The sequence below is a fragment of the Yokenella regensburgei ATCC 49455 genome (genome assembly GCF_000735455.1).
In the GTDB taxonomy this organism is placed as follows: domain Bacteria; phylum Pseudomonadota; class Gammaproteobacteria; order Enterobacterales; family Enterobacteriaceae; genus Yokenella; species Yokenella regensburgei.
Window position 1 is genome coordinate 44135 of sequence record NZ_JMPS01000067.1, and the last position, 25444, is coordinate 69578.

Sequence of the window (25444 nt, forward strand, 5' to 3'; positions counted from 1 at the left end):
TGCGCTGGTTTCAGTGTAGCCGGTAGTTCCAACCCTGTTCAGTCCGCCACCTACGAGATTGGAACCTCCTGTGGCGGAATTTAAGACCTACACTGGAGATAACCGCATGACTACTGTCTCATCCCAAAAGCAGGCAACTACCGAAGCTGCTTCTAGCAAAACACAGCGCCGCTACACCGTTGGCTACCTGCCAAACCGTGGCGACACCAGCACCCCTGCAATCAATCTTTCCGGCAAATGGCTACGCGAAGCCGGGTTTGAAACCGGCAATGGCCTGACGGTTAAGATCGCGGGCGATTGCATTGTGCTGATCCCGGATAACAACGAAACCCAGGAGCTGCGACAGCAACTGAAGCAGTACAAAGAGGTACTGAAAGGGTTAAAGGCGGGGATGAGTAGGGTTTGATAGGGTAAGAGCTTGCTCTTAGCAGTTAAGATGCCTGCCGCAGGCAGGCTCTTTGTATAAGGGAACCAAGCTATTAAGGGACCGATGATGTCAGTTTGACAGTCTGTTAAGTGCCAACAGCGGACGTTACTAACGAAACTGTGAGTTAAAAACGGGAGCAGGTCACCTCCATCCCGCGAAATGGCATTCACAAATGCCCTCATGGACGGTACTTCTAATCTGATGTGAGCATTTTCGTCGATTTTTTCGAGCCACTCCAACGAATGATCACATTCAGTTTCGGGCACTAAAACGCCATAAATCCGCAAGTTGAGGAGTAGCGACCAGCCAATTGGTTAAAAAATAGCTTTAATTCCCTTTTTCAAGCGGGCTCCTTGTAGCACGTCTGGTGCATCCAATTCATTTCAGTTACCCTGATGCCATACCTGCACGGGCTAGCCCCTCTTAATTGGCGGTGGTTTGGTACCCTTGCCCGCTGTCGGGTCTTTGTAAGTTGTAATTCCTAAATTAGCATAATCTTATTATAAGGCCTCTTACTATGCACACTTTATCTGTTTCAAAAAAGGAAGTTGGAAGAGCTGGGGATAGATTAGTTTCTCAGTTTGGTACAGGTGAAAAATATAAAGAAGAAGATGTACAAATTCTTCATGAGTGGAGGATGTTGCATTTATACCCTTTAAGTAAAATACAATTTTATATGGAAAGAGAGGCTGTTTCCTTAAACAAAAATGCGTTACTATCCTCTAGAATTAAGAGGATGCCTTCCATTGTTACTAAGCTTTCTAGATTTCCTGATATGAAGCTAAATAAGATGCAGGATCTTGGTGGGTGCCGGGCTATTTTAAATAATCTAGATCAAGTGTATGATTTAGTTAATAAAATAAAATCATCTAAATTCTCACATGAACTAGTTAGAATGGATGATTACATGATAGACGTGAAGGATTCCGGTTATAGAAGCTTTCACATGGTCTATTCATTCAAAAATAAAAAATTTCCATCTTTAAATGGATTGCGCATTGAAATGCAAATAAGAACAGCTATTCAACATAGCTGGGCTACAGCAGTTGAAATGGTAGGTTTGTTTCGAAAGGAATCATTGAAATCTGGTTTTGGTGATGCAAGATGGCTTAGGTTTTTTGAATTAGTATCAGAGCTTTTTTATAAAGTTGAATATGAAAAAGAACCATCTGGGAGTTATATAAAAATATCAGACGAATTAAGTTATTTATCCGTCGAGTTGAATGTTTTCGATATATTAGCTGCTTATAATGCCGTAGTTAGCCATATTGAAGGTAGCAAAAAATATGATAAAGGACTTTGTATAATTGTTGTTGACACCGTAAAGCGGAATATAAATATAAAGAGCTTCGAAAATCACAATCATGCAAAGGCGGCAGAAGCTTATGTCGAGTCTGAAAAATACTGTGCGGAAAATAAAGGCTGTGAAGTAGCTATGGTTTCTGTTAGTTCAATTAGTGAATTAAAAAATGCATATCCTGCTTATTTTTTAGATACGAAAACTTTTCTAAATTACCTCAGCAGGTATGTTTTCATAAAATAAATACTATTATCTGGAGTGGTCTAAATTCTACTAACTTAGGTTTTTTTTAGACCGCTTCTGACCACAATGGCCTGTGAGGATCTGCTGATAGTCAACGTAAAATAATAAAGCCGGCAGGTGGTGGCTGTTGTAAAGTTATTCAATGAAATTCATGGAGGTTTAAGTGAAATATTTGTTCCTGGTCGGTATGGTGGCGACAGCTTGTTGCGAGAATTTGTCTATTGCACTGCATGTCAAAGCTCAGCGAAATTCTTGTTGATTATACACAACGCACATCTTAACTTAGCCCAAGACGGATATTACAACTTTGCTTGTAAAGAATTCTGTCAAAGTTAAATTCAAATTTAGTTGAGTTTTTTATAGAAAAGTACTATCCATCATGCGTGGAGTACGACATTTTGTTTGACGGAATTAACCGTTATCAAGAAGTATGATCCGAACTACAAGCCTTTTATAGATTTGACACCGCGGGGTGATCAGCCACCAACTCCTCAGTTGAGTAATTTCAAACTGTCTAGTCATGACTATTTCACCGGCAATCGGGTAGAGCAAGAAGCCGATCTGGGCGGTGGTCTTTTTGTTGACTTTACAATAGGGCTGCAGAGATAAAGATACGAAGAGGGCAATGTAGATTGGTACGAACCTAAATAGGCTGGCGAAAGTCCAGCCTATACTCTTTTCATTGAACAGTTGATGTTCGGGAAAACTTCTTTTTTTGCTTTTTCACGCCTTTGTTTTTTACTATTTCCCGCGCCCTTTTCTGAAGGTCTACACCTGATGGATAGAGCGCGTTGAGAATGTGCTCAGTCAACCGGTACGCATCAAAGAGATCACTTTGAGTTAAACCTGATGTTGCGTGACTCCCTTCATTACCCAGCCATTTAACGGCAAATAAAAGCCCATTTAACTTTTCAAATATTTTCTTTCTATGTGCAGCTAAGGCAATTCGTTCGTGCAGAGATATGAGGCGCCGCTCGCGCTTGGCCTTACCTTTCGGCTTAACTAGTTTGTATTTTGGAATATTGTATTCAGACAAAAGGTTTTCTATCGCCGCTCTTACCTTGTTTGCTGCTGACCCAGGCGAAAGTAGTGTCAGTGAAAATGCCTCTTGTAAATTCTCACATACTTCTGATGGGCATTCTGTGGGGATATCTATATACTGTAGTGTTGGTATGAATACTTTGGGTGTGTAATAGCTAAAGTATTCCTGTATCTGCTCGCCGCGTTCATTTACGGCAATATCCATCTCAACATGACCTGTGCCAGAGCAGACAACAACTTCCTCACATTCATGATTTTCGCAAACCAGAACCGATGTAAAAACCTCTTTAATCAATTCTGTTTCAAAGCCGAGAAATTCAATAATGCTATGTGATTCACCGGTCATCCTTGCGTTAAATGTTTCTTTATCGAGTTTCAGGCTGCTTCTTCCGCAACCTGGGCACGGGTATACAACGTAGTCATTAAGTTTGAAAGGTTTACCAAATGAAAACTTATCCATTTCTTTCTCGCTGATTCCTCTATGAATGGTCGCGAATGAGTTTACCACATCCAAACTGAGGGGTTGCCCCCTTCAGGTGAGTCGATGGTCGAGTGCGGGACACAATCAGGGGACTTTGTGCGACAAAACTATCTAAAAAAGGTGTATTCAAGTAAATCTAGTAGGATGTCATCAGATATCGATCGCACATTTTGAATTTCCACTGCTTTAGTAGTCATTTTTTGGCTAATTTGGACTGACTTCCGCTCCTCGCTCATAACTGCCGAAACGAGTCCTACACCAATGCCCCAATCTACCAGGCATTTCCCCCTCAAATTCTTAGACTTTCCTCACAAAATCCGCGCTGGCGCGTTATATTTAACGTATCTTAATCATGTTCGAGAACAGGGAAATGATGATTCGTTTAACCTCGCTGGCCTTCGTGCTGGCCGCCGTGACCCACAGCGCACTGGCGGTTACCTATCCTCTGCCGCCGGAAGGGAGCCGTCTGGTCGGTAAATCGTTTGTTATCACCGTACCGGAAGGGAACACCCGGCCGCTGGAGTATTTTGCTGCTCAGTACGATCAGGGGTTCAGCAATATGACTGAAGCCAACCCCGGCGTGGATCCGTTCCTGCCGCGTGCCGGAACGCAGCTGACCATTCCGCAGCAGCTGATTTTGCCGGATACCGCGCGCCAGGGCATTGTGATTAACGTTGCGGAGATGCGCCTTTACTACTATCCGGAAGGGAGCAACACGGTGCAGGTTCTGCCGATTGGTATCGGTCAGGCCGGGCGGGAAACGCCGCGTAACTGGGTAACTCACGTGGAGCGCAAACAGGAGGCTCCGGCCTGGACACCGACGGCGAACACCCGCAAAGAGTACGCCCGCGAGGGGAGAACCCTGCCCGCGTTCGTACCGCCAGGGGAAGATAACCCGATGGGGCTGTACGCCATTTACATCGGCAAGCTGTATGCCATTCACGGTACCAATGCCAACTTTGGTATCGGCCTGAGGGTGAGCCAGGGCTGTATCCGCCTGCGGAAAGACGATATCAAATATCTGTTCGATAACGTGCCGGTCGGTACGCGTGTGCAGTTTATCGATCAGCCAGTGAAAACCACCCTTGAACCGGATGGACAGCGCTGGCTCGAAGTGCACGAGCCGCTGTCGCGTAACCGCGCCGAGTTCGAATCTGACCGCAAAGTTCCGCTGCCGATGACCACGCAGCTGCGTAACGCCACCGAAGGGGCGGGCGTGGATGCAAGCGTGGTGAGCGCTACGCTGACGCGTCGTTCCGGTATGCCGGTGCCGATTAACACCGGCTCGGTAAAAGCCGGGCAGTTCTGAAACCAGCAGGAGCGAGAACGGTGCAGGATTTAGAAAAATCAATAAGGGAAGTCCTCGGATATATTGAAGACCGGCAGCAAAGAATCGATTTTGTGAACCAGGTTTTCGCAATCAGACGTATGCAGGAAGACGATCCGTGCTGGTGTGGGAGCGAAAAAACGGTGTCCAGCTGTCACTGGAAGCGACAGGACGCCCGCCCGGTGAGCGTGGGGCACCAGGTTGGCGTGCGGGTGGGCATTTTTAAGCGCAAGAAGTTCTGCAGCGCGACTTACGACAGCGCTAACTGTGAGACGAAAAACATCGTTGGGGCGCATACCATCCAGAAAAGTGCCGTACTGGAGGCGATGGCTGAAGAGGGCCATGTCGGCAGCTTGTATCAGCAGGTGGGAGAGGTGTCAGACGTCAATCTTAAGCGTGGGGTGACGAACATCGCCTCCGTGTTTTATGGTTTCTGTCGCAAACATGACAACGATCTTTTTGAATGCCTGGAGAAACGGCCGGTTGTTTTAAATGCTGAATGCCTGTGGGCCTCTTCGTATCGCGCCGTGTGCCATGAGCACTATCAAAAAATGGCCGCCATTGAGGGCACGAAGGCACAGCGGGATTTTGCCGACAATGGTCTGCCACTACCGTGGCAGCTGATGATGCAGGCAGAAATCAGAAACTCACAGGCGCAACTGCGCCTTGGCCTGGAATTTATCGGCACCATCAAGCAGCGTTTTGAACAGATCTCCGCAGATCCGCAGGGGAAGCTGCTGGGATGGCTGGTGACGTTTAACGGCCCGCCGAAGCTGGCTGTGAGCGGCACCTTCTCACCATTTTATTCGTTAGACGGGCAGCTTATTCAGGGTGGGGAAGCGACTCAACATGTAGAGCATTTTGCGATTTCCACCGTAATGTATGAGGGGAAAGCGGCGTGGATTGTCGCCTGCCTGCCCGAGCAGCATATTGTGGTCCGTTTTCTTGAGCAATTATTCAGCCGCAGCCATCGTGAAATCATGGATATCCTGAGCTGGGCGGTTTTTGCCTGGAACGAGAACGTCTACTTCCCGTTGAGCTGGTGGGATGGATTAAGTGAAACAGACAAAGAGGCGCTGCTGGCGCTGGCGCAAAAAGCTAACTGCACCACGCCCTATGAAAACCAGACCTTCCCGGGCTCGGTGATTGACCAGCATATTCAGAGCGTTATCCCGTTCCCATGCTGATGCGTTTGGGCGAAAAACAAAAAGCCCGCTTAAGTTTCCTTAAGCGGGCTTCTTAAATATGGCTCCTCTGACTGGACTCGAACCAGTGACATACGGATTAACAGTCCGCCGTTCTACCGACTGAACTACAGAGGAATCGTTGTGGAGGCATATCTTAGCGGCGAAAAAAACTTTGTCAAACCCCAATTCCCGCGTTTATGTTCAACTGCTTCTTCTGTCTACAATTTGTCGTCATTTGCAGCACTTTTTATCACAAAAACCTTTTGCAGCTTTCGGGATCCTCCGTCATTATTTGAAATGTAGTTTCAACTTTCTCACTAAGGTTCACCTTGAACGTCACCGCAGCAGTTCGCCAGGCCGTCGTGCGCACGCCCTGGTTCAAAAAACGCAAAAGTTATCGGGTTCTCTTCTGGCGTGAAATCACCCCTCTGGCGGTGCCCATTTTCCTCGAAAACACCTGCGTGCTGTTAATGGGGGTACTGAGTACCTTCCTCGTCAGCTGGCTGGGCGCGGAATCCATGGCGGGGGTGGGGCTGGCAGACAGCTTCAACATGGTGATAATGGCGTTCTTTGCCGCCATCGATCTCGGCACCACGGTGGTGGTCGCCTTCAGCCTCGGTAGGCTCGATAAAAAGCGCGCCCGCTCGGCGGCGCGGCAGTCGCTGGTGATCATGGCGATATTCTCCACCGTGCTGGCGGCGGTGGTGCACTATTTTGGTCGTGAGATTATCGATTTTATCGCCGGGGCCGCCACGCCACCGGTGAAGGCGCTGGCGCTGACCTATCTGGAACTCACCGTGCTCAGCTACCCGGCGGCGGCGATAGCGCTTATCGGCAGCGGCGCGCTGCGCGGGGCGGGTAATACCAAAATCCCGCTGCTGATTAACGGCGGGATGAACATCCTCAACATCATCATCAGCAGCATCCTTATCTACGGTATCTTCTCCTGGCACGGGCTGGGGTTCGCCGGCGCGGGGCTGGGGCTGACTATCTCGCGCTGGATCGGCGCCATCATCATCGTGGGGGTGCTGATGCGCGGGGTGAAGGCGCTGCGAATACCGCTGAAAAGTTACCTGAAGCCGCTGAATCTGGCGGTTATCTGGGAAGTGATGGGGATCGGTATTCCGGCAAGTATTGAGTCGGTGCTGTTTAACAGCGGTAAGCTGCTGACGCAGATGTTCGTTGCCGGCATGGGGACCGACGTTATCGCGGGTAACTTTATTGCCTTCTCGGTGGCCTCGCTGATTAACCTGCCGGGGAACGCCCTCGGCTCGGCTTCCACCATTATCACCGGCAGACGGCTGGGAAAAGGGCAGATAGCCCAGGCCGAGCGCCAGCTGCGCCACGTGTTCTGGCTCTCAACCATCGGCCTTACCGCCATTGCGTGGGGCACCGCGCCGCTCGCCGGGCTGTTCGCCTCCTTCTACACCCACGAACCGGAGGTCAAAGAGGTGGCGAAGGTGCTGCTGTGGCTGAACGCGGCGTTTATGCCTGTCTGGGCGGCCTCCTGGGTGCTGCCTGCCGGGCTTAAAGGGGCACGAGATGCACGTTTTGCGATGTGGGTCTCAATGTTCAGCATGTGGGGCTGTCGGGTGGTGGCGGGCTATGTGCTCGGGATCTGGCTCGGCATGGGTGTCGTCGGCGTATGGCTCGGGATGTTCCTCGACTGGGCGGTGCGCGGGGCGCTGTTCTACTGGCGGATGGTCAGCGGGCGCTGGCTGTGGAAATATCCAAAAGTGAAATCCAGCTAGAAAAAAACGCACAGGAGGGGATCCTCCCCTGTGCGTGGGTATTAATCGTCATTCTTCAGTGTCGAAGGATGCGAGCGATGGGCATGCCCATCAAACCCCAAGGCGATCGCGGAGACTGTAGTACGCGGCACCCATGGCGGTGAACGGAATGCGCAGGTTGCGCCCGCCAGGGAACGGGTAGTGCGGCAGTTTAGCGAAGGAGTCGAAACGCTCCGCATCACCGCGTAATGCTTCTGAAACCAGACGGCCAGCAAGGTGCGTACAGGTGACGCCGTGGCCGCTGTAACCCTGCATGTAATAAATGTTGTTCGCCAGACGACCAAACTGCGGCATGCGCGACAGGGTCAGCAGGAAGTTGCCGGTCCAGCGGTAGTCAATCTTCACACCCTTCAGCTGCGGGAAAGTTTTGAGCAGTTTTGGCATGATCAGGCGCTCAACGTCATCCGGATCGCGTGCGCCGTACACCACGCCGCCGCCGTACAGCAGACGGTTGTCGCCGGTCAGGCGGTAGTAATCCAGCAGATAGTTGCAGTCTTCCACGCAGTAGTTGTTCGGAATGAGCGATTTAGCGACCTCCGCCGACAGCGGTTCGGTGGTGACCACCTGCGTGCCGCACGGCATGCTGCGTTTCGCCAGCTCCGGCTCCACTTTGTCACCCAGGTAGGCGTTACCGGCCACGATCACGTAGCGCGCGGTCACCTGACCTTTCTCAGTGCTGACTACCGCCGGGCTGGTGTGCTGAATTTTGGTTACCGGAGACTGCTCATACACGCGGCCCCCGTTAAGGCGGATAGCATCGGCTTCACCAATCGCCAGGTTCAGCGGGTGAATATGGCCGCCGCTGTGGTCGAGCAGGGCGCCAACGTAGCGGTCGCTGCTCACTTCTTTGGCGATGGCATCGGCGTCCAGCATTTCCAGTTGGGTGTTACCGTAACGCTCCCAGTTCTCTTTTTGCTCTTCAAGCGTTGCCAACTGCTTGTGGTTCAGCGCCACGAACAGGCCGCCCGGGCGGTAGTCGCAGTCGATCTGGTAGCGCTTGATGCGTTCGCGGATGATCTCGCCGCCTTCGAACATCATGCTGCCGAGCATTTTGGCGGCTTCCGGACCGTAGCTGTTCTCAATCACGTCGATGTCACGGCTGTAGGAGTTCACCAGCTGGCCGCCGTTGCGTCCGCTGGCACCGAAGCCGATACGGGCTGATTCCAGAACCACCACGTCATAACCGAGCTCTGCCAGGTGCAGAGCGGAAGAGAGGCCGGTATAGCCGCCGCCCACCACGCACACGTCGCAGGTGATGGATTCCGTCAGCGTGTCAAACGGCGCGTACTTGTTGGCGCTGGCGGCGTAATAGCTTGTGGTATGTTCGGTCATGATGAAGGCTCCAGGGCAATCCAGATGGTTTTCAGTTCACTAAACTTCTCAAGGGCATGCAGGGATTTATCGCGGCCGTTGCCGCTTTGCTTGTAACCGCCGAACGGCACGGTCATATCCCCGTCGTTGTAGTTGTTCACAAATACGGAACCGGCTTTCAGACGGCGGCTCATGCGGTGCGCGCGGTTGAGCGAGCTGGTCCACACCGCGGCGCCCAGGCCGTAGTCGCTGTCGTTGGCCATTCGCAGGGCTTCTTCTTCGCTGGTGAAGCGGTTAACCACCAGCACCGGGCCGAAGATTTCGTCGCGGGCGATGTGCGAAGTGGGATCCACGTCGACAAAAATGGTCGGGCCGATAGCCGCAGGATGCTTGTTGCTGCGTCCATCGAGGAACAGGGTGTTGTTCGATTCCCCGTCGCGGATAAAACTCTGCACCGAGTCGGCGTGGGCGTTATCAATCAGCGTGCCCATGGTGCAGGACGGGTCGAGCGGGTTGCCCGGCTGCCAGTTTTTCGCCTGCTCTTTTAACAGCGCGAGGAAGCGGTCGGCGATGCTTTCTTCAAGCAGCAGGCGCGTACCGGCAATGCACACCTGGCCCTGGTTGTAGAAGATCCCGGCGGCGGTGGTGGCGGCGGCTTTTTCTAAATCCGGGCAGTCGGCGAAAATGACGCTGGCGCTCTTCCCACCGGCTTCGAGCCAGACGCGTTTTAAGTTGCTGTCGCCGGCGTCGCGCAGCAGCTGTTTGCCGGTGCGGGTAGAGCCGGTGAAGGTGATAACGTCAACGTCCGGGTGCTGAGAAAGCGCCTGCCCGGCCTCGTGACCGTAGCCGCTGATAACGTTCAGCACGCCGTCCGGCAGTCCGGCTTCTTTCGCCAGCCCCGCCAGGCGCAGCGCGGTCAGCGGCGATTTCTCCGAGGGTTTTAAAATCACGCTGTTACCGGCCGCAAGCGCCGGGCCAAGCTTCCAGCAGGCCAGCAGCAGCGGGAAGTTCCACGGTACGACGGCCGCCACCACGCCAATCGGCTCGCGGACGATCATCGCCAGTTCGTTATCTGAGGTGGACGCCACTTCGCCATACACTTTATCAATGGCTTCGGCATACCAGCGGATAGCGCGGGTCGCGCCGGGAATATCATCACGCAGGCTATGGCGAATTGGCTTACCGGTGTCGAGCGTTTCCAGTAGCGCCAGCTCCTCGTGATGCTGCTCCATCAAATCCGCGAGCTTGTTCAGCACCGCTTTACGTTTTGCCGGGGAGGCCTGCGACCAGTCGCCGTTTTCAAAGACCTCGCGGGCACCGCGCACGGCGATGTTGACGTCTTCCTGCTTGCCGCGGGCAATGGCGGAGATCGGGCGCTGAGCGGCCGGGTCGAGGGTGGCAAAAGTGCTGTTATCCTGGGCCTCACAGTATTCGCCGTTAATAAATAAGCGGCTTTCCGGGACCAGGTTATTCACTTTTTCCTGCCAGTAGTTCAGAGAGTGAAAATCCATAAAAACCTCGTAATTCAATCGGATACGTTTTTGTTTCGGCGAAATTTGGCCGCAGAGTGCCGCAGGAGTTATTTCCTGTGGCAGCCTGTGTTAAAAGCGGCCTGAGAAATTCAGGCCAAAAAAATCAGAACGTGGTGGGAGTGTGGGCGCTGATGATGCGGCAGATGCCTGCCGAGGTGTTGCTGAAACTATGCGGAATGCCGGTGTTAATGGCATAACTTTGTCCTGCAACTAAGTGATACGTTTGACCGTTAATCGTCAGTACCACTTCACCTTCCAGTATTGTGCCAATCTCCTCACCCTGGTGTTTGATCCGCTCGCCGGTCGTGGTGCCAGGCTGGTAAGTCTCGAGGATCATCGCCAGTGTGCGATTAGGATTTCCGTTGTGAATCAGCCTCATGGATACACCCTGGCTGCCGATTTCAATCAGGTCGTCTTCATTAATGACCACCTGCGGCTCGTCGGGTTTTTCCGGTTCGGCAAAGAACTCAGAGAGCGATAACCCGTATACTTTCAGTAATTTTTGTAGAGAACTGATTGCCGGGCTGACCTTATCTTGTTCTATGGTGCTGATTGCACTGTGTGTTAATCCAGACAGTTCGGCTGCGCGACGCTGAGAAAGACCCAGTTGTTGTCGAATCTCTGCCAGTCGTTTCCCCGGAGCCAGGCCGTCATCGCTCATATTTCTATTTCCTTAACAGTAAGTTGTCAGAGTCGCTTTTTTTCAGCGATGTAGTGCTGACAGGCGGTGATAAATCCTTCAAGCAACAAACGCGACAGGGCGTATTCGCTACTGTTCCACTCCGGATGCCACTGCACACCGAGCGCATACGGATGATCGTGGACGCTGACCGCCTCCACCAGGCCATCCTGCGCGCGCGCTTCAACACGCAGCAGCGGCCCGAGCGTTCTGGCGCCCTGGCCATGTAAAGAGTTCACCCAAAACGTGTTGCAACCGGGTATAAGCTTCGAAAGCAATCCTCCTTCCTGCACCTGAACTTCGTGCGATGGCGCATACTGCTGCTCCACCGGTAACTCGGCATCTTCACGATGTTCCAGGAACTGAGGGTGTTCGCACAGGCGACGATACAGAGTCCCGCCGGTGGCGACAACCAATTCCTGCAATCCCCGGCAGATGGCGAAAAGGGGGATGCGCCTTTCAAGCGCGGCGTTGATTAGCGCCAGGCTTAGTTCATCACGCCCGGGATCGGCGTCAGGCTCATCGCCGTTTTCACCATAGTGGTGCGGCTGCATATTGCTGGGGCTTCCCGGCAGGAAAATGCCGTCGAGTTTTGGCAGAAGGGTGTTAAGAAGTTCTGGCTCGGCCAGCGCGTGGGGCAGGGCGATGGGCAGGCCACCGGCGTTCAATACTGCATTCAGGTACTTCTCTTGCACGGTCTGGGTCCAATGACCCTTTATACTGTTCCTGCACATCACTACGCCAATTAACGGCCTGTCAAATATATTACCCATGATCGCCCTCACATACTGGAATAAATTATTGCCAAACTCTTCCATGTGGCCCGTTTCCGTTCAATATTTTATCAATCTAGCAGCGAGATAACTTGTTTGCAAACTACATTTAACATTTGACAAACAATTTGTTTGCATACAAAGTCGAAGAGTGGACATTATATTTAACGGTCCGACCCAGTGACTGTACCTCATAGCAACGGCGGTGAATCATGGAAACCAATATCGTAGAAGTAGAGAACTTTGTTCAGCATTCAGAAGAGAGGCGAAGTAGCGCGTTTGCCCGCGAAGTGAAGCACTATCTGGAACGCTATCCGCAAACGCAGTATGTCGATGTTCTGTTAACTGACCTGAACGGTTGCTTCCGCGGCAAACGCATTCCGGTAAACAGCCTGCGCAAGATTGAGAAAGGTTGTTACTTCCCGGCTTCCGTCTTTGCGATGGATATTCTCGGTAACGTAGTAGAAGAAGCGGGCCTCGGCCAGGAGCTCGGCGAGCCGGATCTGACCTGCGTGCCGGTGCTTGGTACGTTAACGCCTTCGGCGGCAGACCCGGAATTTGTCGGTCAGATGCTGCTGACCATGCTGGATGAAGATGGCGCTCCCTTTGACGTTGAGCCGCGTAACGTTCTGAACCGACTCTGGCAGCAGCTACGCCAGCGCGGGCTGAACCCCGTGGTAGCGGTAGAGCTGGAGTTCTATTTACTGGACCGGCAGCGTGACTCCGAAGGCTATCTGCAGCCGCCGTGCGCCCCGGGAACTGAAGATCGTAATACCCAGAGCCAGGTGTACTCCGTCGATAACCTGAACCATTTCGCGGATGTCTTAACGGATATCGACGATTTGGCGCAGCTGCAGCTGATCCCGGCCGACGGCGCGGTGGCGGAAGCCTCTCCGGGCCAGTTCGAAATCAACCTGCATCATACCGATAACGTCCTCGAAGCCTGTGACGATGCGCTGGCGCTGAAACGCCTGGTGCGCCTGGTGGCAGAGAAGCACAAGATGCACGCCACCTTTATGGCGAAGCCTTATGAAGAGCACGCCGGCAGCGGTATGCACATTCATATTAGTGTGCTGAATAATAAGGGCCAGAACGTGCTGGCAGAGGACGATGGCGAAGATTCGACCACTCTGAAGCGCGCGCTTGCAGGAATGATAGACCTGATGCCCTCATCTATGGCACTGTTAGCGCCCAACGTAAATTCTTACCGTCGTTTCCAGCCTGGCATGTACGTGCCAACGCAGGCGTCGTGGGGCCACAATAACCGCACCGTCGCGTTACGCATCCCGTGCGGCGATCGTGATAACCATCGTGTTGAATACCGTGTTGCAGGTGCAGATGCCAACCCATACCTGGTGATGGCGACTATTCTTGCGGGCATTTTACATGGTCTGGATAACGATTTGCCGTTGCAGGAAGAGGTGGAAGGCAACGGTCTGGAGCAGGAAGGGCTGCCGTTCCCTATCCGCCAGAGCGATGCGCTGTGGGAGTTTGCTGAGAACGATGCGCTGCGCAAGCTGTTAGGTGAGCGCTTCTGCCACGTGTACCACGCGTGTAAGAACGATGAACTGATCCAGTTCGAGCGTCTTATTACTGACACTGAGATTGAGTGGATGTTGAAGAACGCTTGATGCCGGACCCGTCCCTCCGGTTTTTTCCGGCCCGGAAACGGGCACAGTAGTAACGTGTATTGGCATCATACCGTCTGCGCGGAGCCAGACGGTCACACTTTGCAGGATTTCCTGCCATTTCCCGTATGTCGCGTAATGGAGCGCAGGCGGCAGCGGGTCTTCAGAATAACGACGATTTTGTGACGAGGAAATGAGATGATGCAGATGTTTAAATACCCACATGGCGAGGGCGCGAGCCTGCGCGGGGGAGGCTGCTGGCCTCTCTGTGAACGTGAATCTACCCCTTCTTCTGACATTATGCGATTAACCCCTTTGCTAAGCAGGTTTGCGACCAGGAAGTTCCGAACGCAAATCAGTAGTGGCAAAGGGGGGTCGCGTCATGGCGTCTAATCTCTCCCTCAACGAGCAGGCGGGAAAACCGCAGCTGCGAAAATCGTTAAAACTCTGGCAGGTGGTGGTGATGGGCCTCGCCTATCTGACCCCGATGACGGTGTTTGATACTTTCGGTATTGTTTCCGGCGTGAGCAATGGTCACGTTCCGGCTTCTTACTTGCTGGCACTGGCGGGCGTGTTATTTACCGCTATCAGCTACGGCAAGCTGGTGCGTCAGTTCCCGCAGGCGGGTTCTGCCTACACCTATGCACAAAAAGCAATCAACCCCCACGTAGGCTTTATGGTCGGCTGGTCGTCGCTGCTGGATTATCTGTTCCTGCCGATGATTAACGTCCTGTTGGCAAAAATCTATCTCTCCGCGCTGTTCCCGGGCGTTCCGCCGTGGGTCTGGGTCGTGGGTTTTGTGGCCATTCTGACCGCCGCGAACCTGAAAAGCGTTAACCTGGTGGCCAACTTCAACGCGCTGTTTGTGTTGGTGCAGGTCGCGATTATCGTGGTGTTTATCTATCTGGTGGTGGATGGCCTGCATAAAGGTGAGGGCGTCGGCACCGTGTGGTCGCTGCAGCCGTTTATCAGCCAGAACGCGCATCTCATCCCCATCATCACCGGGGCGACGATAGTCTGCTTCTCGTTCCTCGGCTTTGATGCGGTAACGACGCTCTCGGAAGAGACGCCGGATGCCGCACGGACTATCCCGAAGGCGATTTTCCTGACCGCGCTGTACGGTGGGCTTATCTTCATCGCCGCTTCGTTCTTTATGCAGCTGTTCTTCCCGGACATCAGCCGCTTTAAAGATCCTGATGCCGCGCTGCCGGAGATTGCTCTGTACGTCGGCGGGAAGCTGTTCCAGTCTATCTTCCTGTGTACCACCTTCGTCAACACGCTGGCCTCGGGCCTGGCGTCGCACGCCAGCGTCTCGCGTCTGCTGTACGTGATGGGGCGTGATAACGTCTTCCCGGAGAAGTACTTCGGCTACGTGCATCCGAAGTGGCGCACCCCGGCGCTGAACGTGATTATGGTCGGGATTGTGGCACTGTCGGCGCTGTTCTTCGATCTGGTGACCGCAACGGCGCTGATTAACTTCGGTGCGCTGGTGGCGTTTACCTTCGTGAACCTGTCGGTGTTCAACCACTTCTGGCGTCGTGAAGGGCGTAACAAGACCTGGCTTGATAAGCTGCACTACTTTGTACTGCCGCTTATCGGTGCTGCTACCGTCGCGGTGCTGTGGATTAACCTCGAAGTGACGTCGCTGACCCTTGGCCTCGTGTGGGCCGGTGTCGGGATTGTCTACCTTGGCTGGTTGACTCAGCGCTTCCGTAAGCCGCCGCCGCAGTTCGATCGCACGAAAGCGGAGCAGGCCTGGGAGTCGTAAGCGTCGGGATTTTCACCACATTTTGCCAATAATTGTGCATTGTGGAGAATAAAGCGGCAAACGACAGAAAATGTGAAAACAGGCTTTGACAAGCCGGGGGCGCGTCGATAATATGCGCCCCGTTCACACGATTCCTCTGTAGTTCAGTCGGTAGAACGGCGGACTGTTAATCCGTATGTCACTGGTTCGAGTCCAGTCAGAGGAGCCATATTTAAGAAGCCCGCTTAAGGAAACTTAAGCGGGCTTTTTGCTTTCCAGGAATTACCCCTTCCCATTTCAAATGATATTAATTATCATTAGCAAATAACAATTATTATTATATAAAAACAATCTGGCAAGGATGTGGGCTTAACGACAACAGCTTAACGTTAGGCATTTTTTAGGGAATGGGTATGAGAGTTAACAAGATCCTCTGGCCAATAACTGCGGTACTGGTAGGGCTGAATAGCCCGCTTTCCGTGGCGAAATCCTCCGACGACAGCAGCGAAACCATGGTAGTTGAATCCACCGCCGAGCAAGTATTAAAACAACAGCCAGGCGTTTCGATTATTACTCGCGAAGATATTGAAAAGAACCCGCCGGTCAACGATCTCTCTGAGATCATTCGCAAGATGCCGGGGGTTAACCTCACCGGCAACAGCGCCTCGGGCACGCGCGGTAATAACCGCCAGATTGATATTCGTGGCATGGGGCCAGAAAACACCTTAGTGCTGATTGACGGCGTGCCGGTCACGTCGCGCAACTCGGTACGCTACAGCTGGCGTGGCGAGCGTGACACCCGCGGTGACACCAACTGGGTGCCGCCCGAGCAGGTGGAACGCATTGAAGTTATCCGCGGGCCTGCCGCCGCGCGCTACGGCTCTGGTGCCGCAGGCGGGGTGGTGAATATCATCACCAAACGCCCGACCAACGACTGGCACGGCTCGCTGTCGCTTTACACCAACCAGCCGGAAAACAGCAAAGAGGGCGATACCCGACGCGGGAACTTCAGCCTCAGCGGCCCGCTGGCCGGCGATGCGCTGACGATGCGCCTGTACGGTAACCTGAACAGAACCGACGCCGACAGTTGGGACATCAACTCCTCCGCCGGAAGCAAAAACGCCGCCGGGCGGGAAGGGGTGACCAACAAAGATATTAACGGCGTCTTTTCATGGAAAATGACCCCGCAGCAGATCCTCGATTTTGAAGCGGGATACAGTCGGCAGGGAAATATCTACGCGGGTGATACGCAGAACAGTTCCTCCAGCGCGGTGACCAAAAATCTGGCGCAGTCCGGGCAGGAAACCAACCGTCTGTATCGGCAGAATTATGGTCTTACCCATAACGGGATCTGGGACTGGGGCCAGAGCCGCCTGGGGTTCTACTATGAAAAAACGAACAATACCCGCATGGACGAGGGGCTTTCCGGCGGCGGCGAGGGGCGCATTACCAACGACCAGCAGTTCACCACCAACCGCCTGACCTCGTATCGCACCAGCGGTGAGCTGAATTTCCCGATGAGGCTGCTGTTCGAGCAAACGCTCACCGTCGGCGCCGAGTGGAACCGCGATGAGCTCGACGATCCGTCCTCGACGGGCCTGACGGTGAAGGAGAATAACATCGGCGGGATCTCCGGCTCGGCGGCCAATCGTAGCAGCAAGAATAAGTCGGAAATCAGCGCGCTGTACGTTGAAGACAACATCGAGCCCGTTGCCGGGAGCAACATTATTCCGGGCCTGCGCTTTGATTATCTGAGCGAATCCGGCGGCAACTTCAGCCCGAGCCTCAACCTGTCTCAGGAGCTGGGGGAATACGTCAAAGTGAAGGCGGGGATCGCCCGGGCCTTTAAAGCGCCGAACCTGTATCAGACCAGCGAGGGGTATCTGCTCTTCTCAAAAGGCAACGGATGCCCGAAAGATATCACGTCGGGTGGCTGCTACCTTCTCGGCAATAAAAACCTCGATCCGGAAATCAGTATCAACAAAGAGATCGGACTGGAATTAGCCGTAGACGATTACCACGCCAGCCTGACCTATTTCCGCAACGACTATCAGAATAAGATTGTCGCCGGTGACAACGTTATTGGTAAAACCTCCTCCGGGGCTTATATCCTGCAGTGGCAGAACGGCGGGAAAGCGCTGATTGAAGGGCTTGAAGCCAGCATGGCCATTCCGCTGGTGGAGGATCGTCTGAGCTGGAATACCAACGCCACCTACATGATAACCTCCGAGCAAAAGGACACCGGGAACCCGTTATCCATCATTCCGAAATATACGGTGAATACCTCTCTCGACTGGAATATCACCAGCGCGCTTTCCGCTGGCGTCAACTGGACGCTGTACGGCAAACAAAAACCACGTACTCATGCGGAATCGCGTAGCGAAGATACCGGGGGGCTTTCCGGCAAAGAGTTAGATGCGTATTCGCTGGTGGGCACCAACGTGAATTACGATATTAATAAGAACCTGCGTCTTAACGTGGGTATCAGTAATATCTTCGATAAACAGATCTATCGCTCCACCGAAGGGGCAAATACCTATAACGAACCGGGCCGGGCTTATTATGCCGGGGTGACGGCGTCGTTCTGATGGCTGATGCCCGCCGGTGGCGGGCATCTTTCCTGGAGCAGAATTAAAGACAGGCGGCTTTTTGAGTCGCCGGTTCGCGGCTGATATCGAGCAGCGCACGCTGGAAAGAGACGTTAAACATTGGCCCGTGACCGAGTCCCGGGTAATCCACGTACGAGGTGTTAACGCCCTTGCCCTCAAGGGTGGTGACGGTGGCGTGGACTTTTTGCAGGATCTCGACCATCTGATTTTGTCTGCTGTCTCCGGTTGAGGCCGAGCCTTCTATAATTATCAGATTCTTATGGCAGTACTGCGCCGGGTTGACCGTCGTAAGGCGGTTTAACAGGGCAAAATTATCCCTGCTGAGCGACGGGCTGGCGCTGTAGTACTGATGAAAGAACGATGACGATAACCACGATCCGAGGACAAACAGACCGCCGTAGGAGTGCCCCCAGATCCCGCGCCGTTCGGGGTTGATACGTACACCTTGCTCTACCTGCGGGGCGATGCGGGTTTCCAGTAGCTGGCGGAATTCAGGCCCGCCGCCGGTTTTACGTTGAAAGCGAGGGGTGTTTGCATTGCCTGCGCTCACCGTCCCGAGCACCGGCGTGTAGTCATAGGCTCTGCCGTTGAGATCGAACGGCAGGCTGGTCTGATAGCCCACCGCCACAATCACCGGCGGCGAGTCCCCGGATAACTGTTTGAGTAGCGTTTCCGGCAGGCGGTCCATCACCGCATTACCGTCCAGCATATACAGAACCGGGTACCCCGACGCTGGCGCAGCTTTCCTGGGGACGGCGGTCCATACCCGGTAGTGTCTTGCGCCATCGGCAGAATCAAAGTCATTGACCCTGAAATGGTAATATTCAGAGCCTTTATCGGCGATATTCGGCCCTAATGGCTGCATATCCGGCTTCGCAAAACCCGGCGCGCTATAGCCGAGTGCGAAGCAAAAACTCGCGGTAAATAACGCCATGCGGTGGCGCTTAGGGTGTTGCTCACGACCAGACATCGGATAATTTTTCCTTGTTCGCAGGTGATGTTTTTATTGATTCAGCAGGCTCAGACCGTCAATCAGCGCGCCGCGCCACCACGCATAATCGTGGCCGCCGGTATAGACGCTGCAGTGGCTTTCCACCCCGGCGGCAAGCAGTTGTTCATGCAGCTGCTGCACCTGCGGGACGGTGGAGCCTTCCAGCGATCCGACGCACAGGTGGGTTCGCACGGCCGGCGAGGGGGCGGAAAGCACATGTTCGCTCACCCAGGAGACATCGCTCGCGGCAAAGTGGCCCGGTCGGCTGCGGCTGTCCGGCGTCCACCACATCGACGGCGAGTGGCTCAGCACCAGGCCAAAGCTCTCCGGCGCATGGCGGGCGGCCATCAGCGCGGTCACGCCGCCCAGGCTTTGTCCGGCGAGCACCGTCTGCGAACGACCCGCCCACTGGCGTTCCGGGTGTTCGGCACGAATGGCCGGCAGTAACCGGTCGGCGATATCGCACACCAGTTCGCGACGGCCGCCGAGTATTGCAGTGCGCTCACGTTCATCGAGGTTATCGATGCCGATTGCCGCCAGCGGCGGAATGCGCCCGTGCGCGATAGCGGCATCGATGGCGGCGCTTACGCCAACGCTCCCGAACCAGATTTCGCCATCCGTCAGCACCAGTAACCCCAGCGGCTGCGAGGCGGGAACTGCGGGAAGGTACAGCCGTACCTGGCGTAATTGCCCGGCGAGCCGGTGTTCTGAGGTAAAAAGTTGCCCGCGGCTGGCGTGGCTGCCCGCCCACTCATCCTGCGCGGGGGCGTTATCCAGTGCCAGCACCGACTCCAGCTTATCGCCGCGGACGTTCATTCCCGGCGTGTGGTTTAGCGGATCTGCCCGTCCGGCCAGGGTGGCAAAGCGGGTTCCCAGTTGAGAAACCGTGTCTTCGTCGGTGCCCGGTGGGATTTCCACCATCGTGTAGGAGCCGCAGTAGGAGGCGGGTAAGCGCAGCGTCAGGTGCCAGATATCCGTTCCGGGGAGTGGCTGCATCATGCCTTTTGCCAGGCTGTCTTTATCGGTGACGCGATTGAGGCGCAGGTACACCCCCTGCAGTGGGTGAGCGGCGCGCCACAGGAAGGTGACTTCCCGCTCGTCATCCATGCCGTCCATCGTGCTCACCAGCGGTAGCGCAAGCGACTGCGCCTCCTGCCAGAAACGCGTGGCGTCAATCGGGGTTCCGGCCGCAAGCTGTCGGCGAAGGCGCGCGGCGGTCTGAAGCGCAGCGGCTGCTACGGGCGGGCTCAGTCTCATTATCGGCATTCCATCTCATTCATCATTTGGTCATCAGTATAAATAGCTAAAGCGGCTGTTCGGGGGAACAGCCGCCTGCGGGCTTTGTTAATCGTCAGTGATGCTGATGAAAACTATCCCACGAGCTCTCCTTGCGTATCCTGGGCGTGGCTGGCTGTGCCGACGCTGTCCTGCCACAGACGGGCGTACAGGCCACCCGCGGCCATTAATTCGTCATGACTACCGTATTCGGCGAGTCGCCCGTTGTCGATCACGGCAATGCGATCGCAGCGGCGGGCGGTCGTCAGCCGGTGGGCGACGATAAGCGCGGTGCGTTTCTCATTGTGCGCCACTTCAGTCAGCGAGGTCATTAGCCGCTCTTCTGTCGTGCGGTCAAGTCGGGCGGTGGCTTCGTCGAGCAGCAGCACGTGCGCCTGGGCCAGCTGAGCGCGGGCAAGGGCAATCAGCTGACGCTGACCGGCGGACAGCGAAGCACCGCCGTTACTCACCGGGGTGCGGAAACCCTGCGGCAGATGCTGTACGGTCTCAAACAATCCGGCCTGCCGCGCCGCGGTTTCCACCTCCGTGTCGCTGCTGGCGGGCCGCGCATAGCGGATGTTTTCCGCAATATCGCTGCTGAACAGCGCCACATCCTGGGAGACCAGCCCCGTCTGGCGGCGGTAATCGGTAAGCGACGCCGCATCAATCACCCGTTTGCCGACGCGGATTTGCCCACCGGTGGGGGAGTAGAGCCCCGCCAGCAGCTTGATAAGCGTCGATTTACCGGCCCCGCTGCGCCCGACCACGGCGACCACCGTTCCTTCAGGGATGGTGAGCGACAGATTATCGAGCGCGGGCTGCTGGCTTTCAGGGTAGCGGAAGGTCAGCGCCTCGAGGTGCAGCGCGCCGCTGGCCGGAGCGGCGGAGGAGGGTTCGACATTTTCCGCACCTTCCGTCGCCAGCAGTTCATTAATATGTTTGCCGCTGGCGGTCGCCTGCTGCCAGGAGTCAACAATGCCCGACAGCTGCTGCACCGGGCCATAGAACTGCCCCAGCAGCAGGAAGAACGCCGCCAGCACCCCGGCGGTCATCTCACCTTCGGCGACCCGGGACGCCCCCACCAGAAGTACGGCAGCATAGGCGGCCTCGGTGCAGAAGGTGAGGAACGGGAAGTAGACGGCCAGGTATTTCTGCGCCCGCACGCGGGTGGCGCGGAATTTATCGGACAACGCCCGCAGCCTGGCAGCCTCTTGTTCCTGCTGACCATGAGACTGCACTACCCGCAGGCCGGAAACTTTCTCCTGCAGCGTGCTGTTGACCTTACCAATCTCAAGGCGCGCCTGTGCGTAGGCCGGGGAGCTGAGGCGGCGATAGATCCACGTTGCCAGCACCACCACCGGCACGGCGCTGAGCGCGGTAAGCGCAAGGACCGGATCGAGCCAGAACATGGCGGCGGCGATAGCCACCATCGTCACGATGCTGGTGGCCGCTCCGGCAAGGCCGTTTTGTAAAAAGCGGGCGAGGGAGTCGACGTCGACGGTCATGCGGGTCAGGCGTGAATCGACGTGCTTTTCGTGCCAGGGCAGACCCAGGCGCAGCAGGTGTCCGAAGCTGCGCAGGCGCACCGTATGCTGCACCGACTCTGCCGCACGGGCGGCGAAGACCGTCTGTAGCGCATAACAGCACCAGCTAATGACCACCAGGCACAGGGCGAGCAGGGCGCAAATGCCGATGGTTGCCATATCCCCGGCGGCGACGCCGGAGTCGATGCCGCGCTGTAAAAGCACCAGCACACCAACGCCCGCCGCAGAGTCGAGCGCAATAAGCAGCGCAGCGATGATGAACATCCAGGCAACCGGCGTCAGCAGCGACGAAACGCGCCGTCCTTTACCAGAAAGCGCCATCTCAACGGCGCTTTCCGGCACGCGGGTCATCCGGTCGACAAAGCCCTTGCCGGCAGGCGTCTGGCGCGCATCCGGGTCTTCAGTGTGTGAAGCACTGGATGCTGGCCACAGTTCGCGCGGTTCCGCCGACGTGGGTTCGAGAAAATCGCTGCTGCCGCTCATCAGCGCGCGGAACGCCGGGCAGCGCGCCTCCAGTTCAGCCTGGGTGCCGCTATCCACCACCCGGCCTTTATCCAGCACCACAATCCGGCTGGCAAGCTGCAGCGTAGAGCGGCGGCGGGCAATCACCAGCAGCATATGTTGAGCATCGGCATAGCGCCCAAGGGCGGTGTTGATCTCCGCTTCGGTACCGGCATCGACCGCCGACGTGGTGTCATCGAGAATGAGCACTTCCGGCGTGGTGATCAGCGCCCGGGCCAGCGCAATACGCTGGCGTTGCCCCCCGGAAAGGTTGGTCCCGCGTTCGGTAAGCCGGGTGTTGAACCCCTGCGGCAGCGCGTTGATAAACCCGCTGGCACCTGCGGCATCGGCGGCGCGGCGGATATCGTCCTGGCTTGCCTGCGGGTGCCCGTAGGCGATGTTTTCCGCCACCGTCCCGGCAAACAGAAAGGCATCTTCAAACACCACGCCGACCCGGCGGCGGAGCGCCGTCAGCTGCAGGTCGCGAATATTTTGCTGCCCGCCGGTGGTGTTAAGCCATACCCCGCCGGCGCTGGGATCGTAAAACCGCGCGAGCAGCATCAACAGCGTCGATTTCCCGGATCCAGAGGCACCCACCACCGCCACGGTTTCACCCGCGTGAATGGAAAACGAGACATCATCAAGGATGCGGCGTCCGCTGCCATAGTGGAAGCTCATCTTCTCCACCTCCAGGCCGATAACCTGGCCGTCGACCGGCTCCGTACCGTCTTCCATCAGCGAACGGGTGTCGATAAGCGCGAAGACCCGCTCCACCGACGCCTGGGTGCGCTGGGCGATCACCAGGAACGAGGCCAGCACGCGGGTCGGGCCGGTCAGCATGGCGAGGAAGCTGGCAAAAGCAACGAAGGTCCCGAGATCGATACGCCCGTTCATCACCGACCAGCCGCCGTAGCACAGCAGGACTATCTGCCCCAGCACCGGCAGCGCCAGCATCGTTGCGCCCGGCATCGCCTGCGAAATCGCCGCGCCGATGCGCACGCGCACCATCTGCCGCGACTGGCGGTCGAGCCAGCGCGTTTCGCGCAGCTCCGCCACGCAGGACTTCACCACCGAGATTTGTTCCAGCACCTCACGCATATGCTCTGTCATCTGCGCCAGCCGGTCTGAGGCAAGCCCGGTTTGTGCGAACACGCGACGGCGGGCGCGCAGGGCGGTGACGGCAAGGGCTGCCAGCACGCCGACGACGATGAGGGTCATCGACGGCGACATCCACAGCATCACCGCTATCCCGGCGATGTAATAGGTGAACACCGCAAGCGGCACCGGGGACATCTGTAGCAGGGTGTGTACCTGCTGCAGATCGCTGTTGGTCCGCGATATAACCTGCCCGGTGCGCAGTGCGTCCTGGCCCGCGCCATCGAGCTTCTGAATACTGTCGAACGCGCGGCTGCGTAGCGTGTGCTGCACCCACAGCGACAGCTCTCCGGCATAGCCGCGGCGCACGTAGTTACCGATAAAATCAAACAGGGCAATCAGCAGCAGGCCGCAGGCGAGCCACGGCAGGCGCGTCGGATCGCCGGCCATGGCATCGTTGACCGCCTGACGCGTCAGCAGCGGCGTCAGGGCGGCCAGCAGAATGGTTGATACCGATGCCACAATGACAATGGTGCTCAGTTTTTTGCGTTCCCAACACACGCGGGCAAGGCGAACTATCCAGGCGCGAGCGGGCATGGGGGAGTGAGTCGCAGGCATTACGCCTCCTTCATTTTTGAACGATTGGCGACGACGGCCGCGGCCGCCATCGCGTGACTTAACTACTGCGATGAGCCTTTTTGCAGCGCGGCGATAAGACGTTTCGCCACCTCGGTCGGGCACGGCTGCGCGGCCATTTCCGCCGCCACCTCCAGCGATGCGTCGCGAAGCGATCGATCGTTCAGGAAGTTGTTGATCATGCCGCTCGTCAGCCCGCCGTCGCCGGGGATGATGCCGCACCCGCGCTCGACCACGGCGCGGGCGTTCACCGGCCTGTCGGCGCCCTCGCCAAAGACGATTTGTGGAATACCGGCATGCAGCGCCGTCAGGGTGTTCCCGGCGCCACCGTGGTGAATAAAACCGTCGGCACCGTTGAGGAAGGCCCCCATCGGGATCCAGTCGACCAGACGAACGTTCGGGGGCAGGGAGCGTAAATCCGACCGGGCGTTTGCCGAGAGGTGCAGGATGATTTCGGCGTCGACCTCGCTGGCGGAATCCATCACCCAGGAGATGAGATCCAGACCATCGACCATCGGTTTAACGGTGCCGAGGCTTACCAGCAGACGCTTGCGGCCCGGCGTGCGCTCCCACCATGATTCCCAGACGGCACCGCCGTTATAGGGGACGTATTGCATCGAAATGACCGGCTCGCCGTCGTTTTGCAGTATGCTCATGCTCGGCGGGGTGACATCTATCCACGCCAGATCCTGCGGCGGGGTGCTGACCCCGTGGCGGCGATAGGCATCAGAGAGCGATTTTGTGACCCCTTTGATGTGCCAGGGCGTGTGGCCGAAGCCGACGGTTTGCATCACTACCGGAATGCCGTACTTCGCGGCAATCAGCGGCCCGACAACCCCAAGGGGAGGGTAGACAATGAGGTCGGGACGCCAGTGCCCGGCAAACTCCACCAGCTGGTCGGCCATCTCTTCGCTAAAGAACGAGAAATTCCCCATTTTGGTTCCGATGTTACTTTCCTTCCGCAATGCTTCCCGGCGGCGATAGTCGGCTTCTGAATCGAAGCCTGGCGCGGCATCAAACACCACAAGCCCTGCCTCTGCCGCTTTTTGTGCGAATTTCCCGCCGCTGGCAATCAGGACTTCGTGACCATTCACACGAAAAGCCTGTGCCAGAGACAGCACCGGATACAGCAGCCCATACAACGGTGGGCCTACAAACAGAATACGCATGAGAAAATCCCTCTCCACGTCTCGAACCAGGTAAATCACCAATGAGAATGATAATAATTACCAATATCATTTACTAATTGCAACGATTAGTAAGAACTTAATGGAACGTCAGAGGGGGATAATGAAGGTCGGATCAGGACTCAGAGCCGCCTGGGCTC

19 protein-coding genes and 2 tRNA genes are annotated in these 25444 nt (G+C 55.8%); 11 read left to right on the top strand and 10 right to left on the bottom strand.

All coding sequences use genetic code 11. The annotated features are described in order from the left end of the window. Window positions 1–106: 106 nt before the first annotated feature. The 3 genes from GYRE_RS15940 (at window position 107) to GYRE_RS23905 (ending at window position 2579) form a co-directional block, all read left to right on the top strand. Window positions 107–406 carry a SymE family type I addiction module toxin gene (locus GYRE_RS15940; protein WP_038256562.1) on the top strand — a complete coding sequence of 100 codons (300 nt, stop codon included), beginning with the start codon at window positions 107–109 and terminating at the stop codon, window positions 404–406. Between the two features lie 538 nt (window positions 407–944). Beyond that, entirely contained in the window at window positions 945–1970 is a 1026-nt protein-coding gene (locus tag GYRE_RS15945) for a RelA/SpoT domain-containing protein (protein ID WP_038256564.1), read from the top strand. A 402-nt stretch (window positions 1971–2372) separates the two neighbouring features. Continuing rightward, complete coding sequence (locus tag GYRE_RS23905; protein ID WP_072009081.1) at window positions 2373–2579, top strand: hypothetical protein; 207 nt, start codon at window positions 2373–2375, stop codon at window positions 2577–2579. 70 nt (window positions 2580–2649) lie between these two features. Here GYRE_RS23905 and GYRE_RS15950 read toward each other — a convergent pair whose 3' ends face one another. Then, a complete protein-coding gene (locus GYRE_RS15950; protein ID WP_038256565.1) occupies window positions 2650–3471 on the bottom strand; it encodes a DUF4145 domain-containing protein in 822 nt (273 codons plus the stop codon). Window positions 3472–3862: 391 nt separating this feature from the next. Between GYRE_RS15950 and ldtA the strand changes: the two genes are divergently transcribed. After that, window positions 3863–4801 (top strand): L,D-transpeptidase, encoded by a 939-nt coding sequence (gene ldtA, locus GYRE_RS15955; protein ID WP_071777546.1) that lies wholly within the window; start codon window positions 3863–3865, stop codon window positions 4799–4801. A gap of 20 nt (window positions 4802–4821) precedes the next feature. Beyond that, window positions 4822–6006, top strand: coding sequence for a hypothetical protein (locus GYRE_RS15960; RefSeq protein ID WP_038256569.1), 1185 nt, complete (start codon window positions 4822–4824; stop codon window positions 6004–6006). Window positions 6007–6065: 59 nt separating this feature from the next. Here GYRE_RS15960 and GYRE_RS15965 read toward each other — a convergent pair. After that, window positions 6066–6141, bottom strand: a tRNA-Asn gene (locus GYRE_RS15965). Between the two features lie 6 nt (window positions 6142–6147). Between GYRE_RS15965 and GYRE_RS25320 the strand changes: the two genes are divergently transcribed. Together GYRE_RS25320 and GYRE_RS15970 are read left to right on the top strand one after the other, a co-directional pair. Beyond that, on the top strand, window positions 6148–6309 hold the full coding sequence (locus GYRE_RS25320) for a DUF5951 family protein (RefSeq protein ID WP_220124640.1): 162 nt from the start codon (window positions 6148–6150) through the stop codon (window positions 6307–6309). A 26-nt stretch (window positions 6310–6335) separates the two neighbouring features. Next, entirely contained in the window at window positions 6336–7757 is a 1422-nt protein-coding gene (locus GYRE_RS15970; protein WP_038256572.1) for an EmmdR/YeeO family multidrug/toxin efflux MATE transporter, read from the top strand. A 90-nt stretch (window positions 7758–7847) separates the two neighbouring features. Here GYRE_RS15970 and GYRE_RS15975 read toward each other — a convergent pair whose 3' ends face one another. From GYRE_RS15975 to puuD, 4 genes are all read right to left on the bottom strand, one after another. Further along, on the bottom strand, window positions 7848–9128 hold the full coding sequence (locus tag GYRE_RS15975; RefSeq protein WP_038256574.1) for an NAD(P)/FAD-dependent oxidoreductase: 1281 nt from the start codon (window positions 9126–9128) through the stop codon (window positions 7848–7850). Further along, on the bottom strand, window positions 9125–10618 hold the full coding sequence (puuC, locus tag GYRE_RS15980) for an aldehyde dehydrogenase PuuC (RefSeq protein ID WP_038256577.1): 1494 nt from the start codon (window positions 10616–10618) through the stop codon (window positions 9125–9127). Before puuC ends, GYRE_RS15975 begins: the two co-directional genes overlap by 4 nt. A 124-nt stretch (window positions 10619–10742) precedes the next feature. After that, a complete protein-coding gene (gene puuR / locus GYRE_RS15985; RefSeq protein WP_006820700.1) occupies window positions 10743–11300 on the bottom strand; it encodes an HTH-type transcriptional regulator PuuR in 558 nt (185 codons plus the stop codon). A 26-nt stretch (window positions 11301–11326) separates the two neighbouring features. After that, on the bottom strand, window positions 11327–12091 hold the full coding sequence (gene puuD, locus GYRE_RS15990; protein ID WP_038256683.1) for a gamma-glutamyl-gamma-aminobutyrate hydrolase: 765 nt from the start codon (window positions 12089–12091) through the stop codon (window positions 11327–11329). A 212-nt stretch (window positions 12092–12303) separates the two neighbouring features. Here puuD and GYRE_RS15995 point away from each other — a divergent pair, with 212 nt between their 5' ends. The 4 genes from GYRE_RS15995 (at window position 12304) to GYRE_RS16010 (ending at window position 18054) form a co-directional block, all read left to right on the top strand. Next, the gene (locus GYRE_RS15995) at window positions 12304–13722 is read left to right on the top strand and encodes a glutamine synthetase family protein (protein ID WP_006820698.1); all 1419 of its coding nucleotides are present in this window, start codon (window positions 12304–12306) and stop codon (window positions 13720–13722) included. Window positions 13723–14101: 379 nt separating this feature from the next. Further along, the gene (locus GYRE_RS16000; RefSeq protein ID WP_006820696.1) at window positions 14102–15487 is read left to right on the top strand and encodes an APC family permease; all 1386 of its coding nucleotides are present in this window, start codon (window positions 14102–14104) and stop codon (window positions 15485–15487) included. Between the two features lie 132 nt (window positions 15488–15619). Continuing rightward, window positions 15620–15695, top strand: a tRNA-Asn gene (locus GYRE_RS16005). 184 nt (window positions 15696–15879) lie between these two features. Then, a complete protein-coding gene (locus GYRE_RS16010) occupies window positions 15880–18054 on the top strand; it encodes a TonB-dependent siderophore receptor (protein ID WP_276329943.1) in 2175 nt (724 codons plus the stop codon). A gap of 43 nt (window positions 18055–18097) precedes the next feature. Here GYRE_RS16010 and GYRE_RS16015 read toward each other — a convergent pair whose 3' ends face one another. The 4 genes from GYRE_RS16015 to iroB form a co-directional block, all read right to left on the bottom strand. Further along, a complete protein-coding gene (locus GYRE_RS16015; RefSeq protein ID WP_038256582.1) occupies window positions 18098–19045 on the bottom strand; it encodes an alpha/beta hydrolase in 948 nt (315 codons plus the stop codon). 33 nt (window positions 19046–19078) lie between these two features. Continuing rightward, a complete protein-coding gene (locus GYRE_RS16020) occupies window positions 19079–20323 on the bottom strand; it encodes an alpha/beta hydrolase-fold protein (protein ID WP_038256589.1) in 1245 nt (414 codons plus the stop codon). A 113-nt stretch (window positions 20324–20436) separates the two neighbouring features. Then, window positions 20437–24099, bottom strand: a complete 3663-nt coding sequence (gene iroC / locus GYRE_RS16025; RefSeq protein WP_038256592.1) for a salmochelin/enterobactin export ABC transporter IroC — start codon at window positions 24097–24099, stop codon at window positions 20437–20439. A gap of 62 nt (window positions 24100–24161) precedes the next feature. Further along, the gene (gene iroB, locus GYRE_RS16030; protein ID WP_038256595.1) at window positions 24162–25286 is read right to left on the bottom strand and encodes a salmochelin biosynthesis C-glycosyltransferase IroB; all 1125 of its coding nucleotides are present in this window, start codon (window positions 25284–25286) and stop codon (window positions 24162–24164) included. Between the last annotated feature and the right edge of the window lie 158 nt (window positions 25287–25444).

Coding starts and splice junctions, on each gene's coding strand:
- puuC (WP_038256577.1), bottom strand. CDS start 10,618: ATGGATTTTCACTCTCTGAACTACTGGCAGGAAAAAGTGAATAACCTG.
- GYRE_RS15940 (WP_038256562.1), top strand. CDS start 107: ATGACTACTGTCTCATCCCAAAAGCAGGCAACTACCGAAGCTGCTTCT.
- puuR (WP_006820700.1), bottom strand. CDS start 11,300: ATGAGCGATGACGGCCTGGCTCCGGGGAAACGACTGGCAGAGATTCGA.
- GYRE_RS16015 (WP_038256582.1), bottom strand. CDS start 19,045: ATGTCTGGTCGTGAGCAACACCCTAAGCGCCACCGCATGGCGTTATTT.
- GYRE_RS16020 (WP_038256589.1), bottom strand. CDS start 20,323: ATGAGACTGAGCCCGCCCGTAGCAGCCGCTGCGCTTCAGACCGCCGCG.
- GYRE_RS15975 (WP_038256574.1), bottom strand. CDS start 9,128: ATGACCGAACATACCACAAGCTATTACGCCGCCAGCGCCAACAAGTAC.
- GYRE_RS15995 (WP_006820698.1), top strand. CDS start 12,304: ATGGAAACCAATATCGTAGAAGTAGAGAACTTTGTTCAGCATTCAGAA.
- GYRE_RS15950 (WP_038256565.1), bottom strand. CDS start 3,471: ATGGATAAGTTTTCATTTGGTAAACCTTTCAAACTTAATGACTACGTT.
- GYRE_RS15945 (WP_038256564.1), top strand. CDS start 945: ATGCACACTTTATCTGTTTCAAAAAAGGAAGTTGGAAGAGCTGGGGAT.
- GYRE_RS16010 (WP_276329943.1), top strand. CDS start 15,880: ATGAGAGTTAACAAGATCCTCTGGCCAATAACTGCGGTACTGGTAGGG.
- GYRE_RS16000 (WP_006820696.1), top strand. CDS start 14,102: ATGGCGTCTAATCTCTCCCTCAACGAGCAGGCGGGAAAACCGCAGCTG.
- puuD (WP_038256683.1), bottom strand. CDS start 12,091: ATGGGTAATATATTTGACAGGCCGTTAATTGGCGTAGTGATGTGCAGG.
- ldtA (WP_071777546.1), top strand. CDS start 3,863: ATGATGATTCGTTTAACCTCGCTGGCCTTCGTGCTGGCCGCCGTGACC.
- iroC (WP_038256592.1), bottom strand. CDS start 24,099: ATGCCTGCGACTCACTCCCCCATGCCCGCTCGCGCCTGGATAGTTCGC.
- iroB (WP_038256595.1), bottom strand. CDS start 25,286: ATGCGTATTCTGTTTGTAGGCCCACCGTTGTATGGGCTGCTGTATCCG.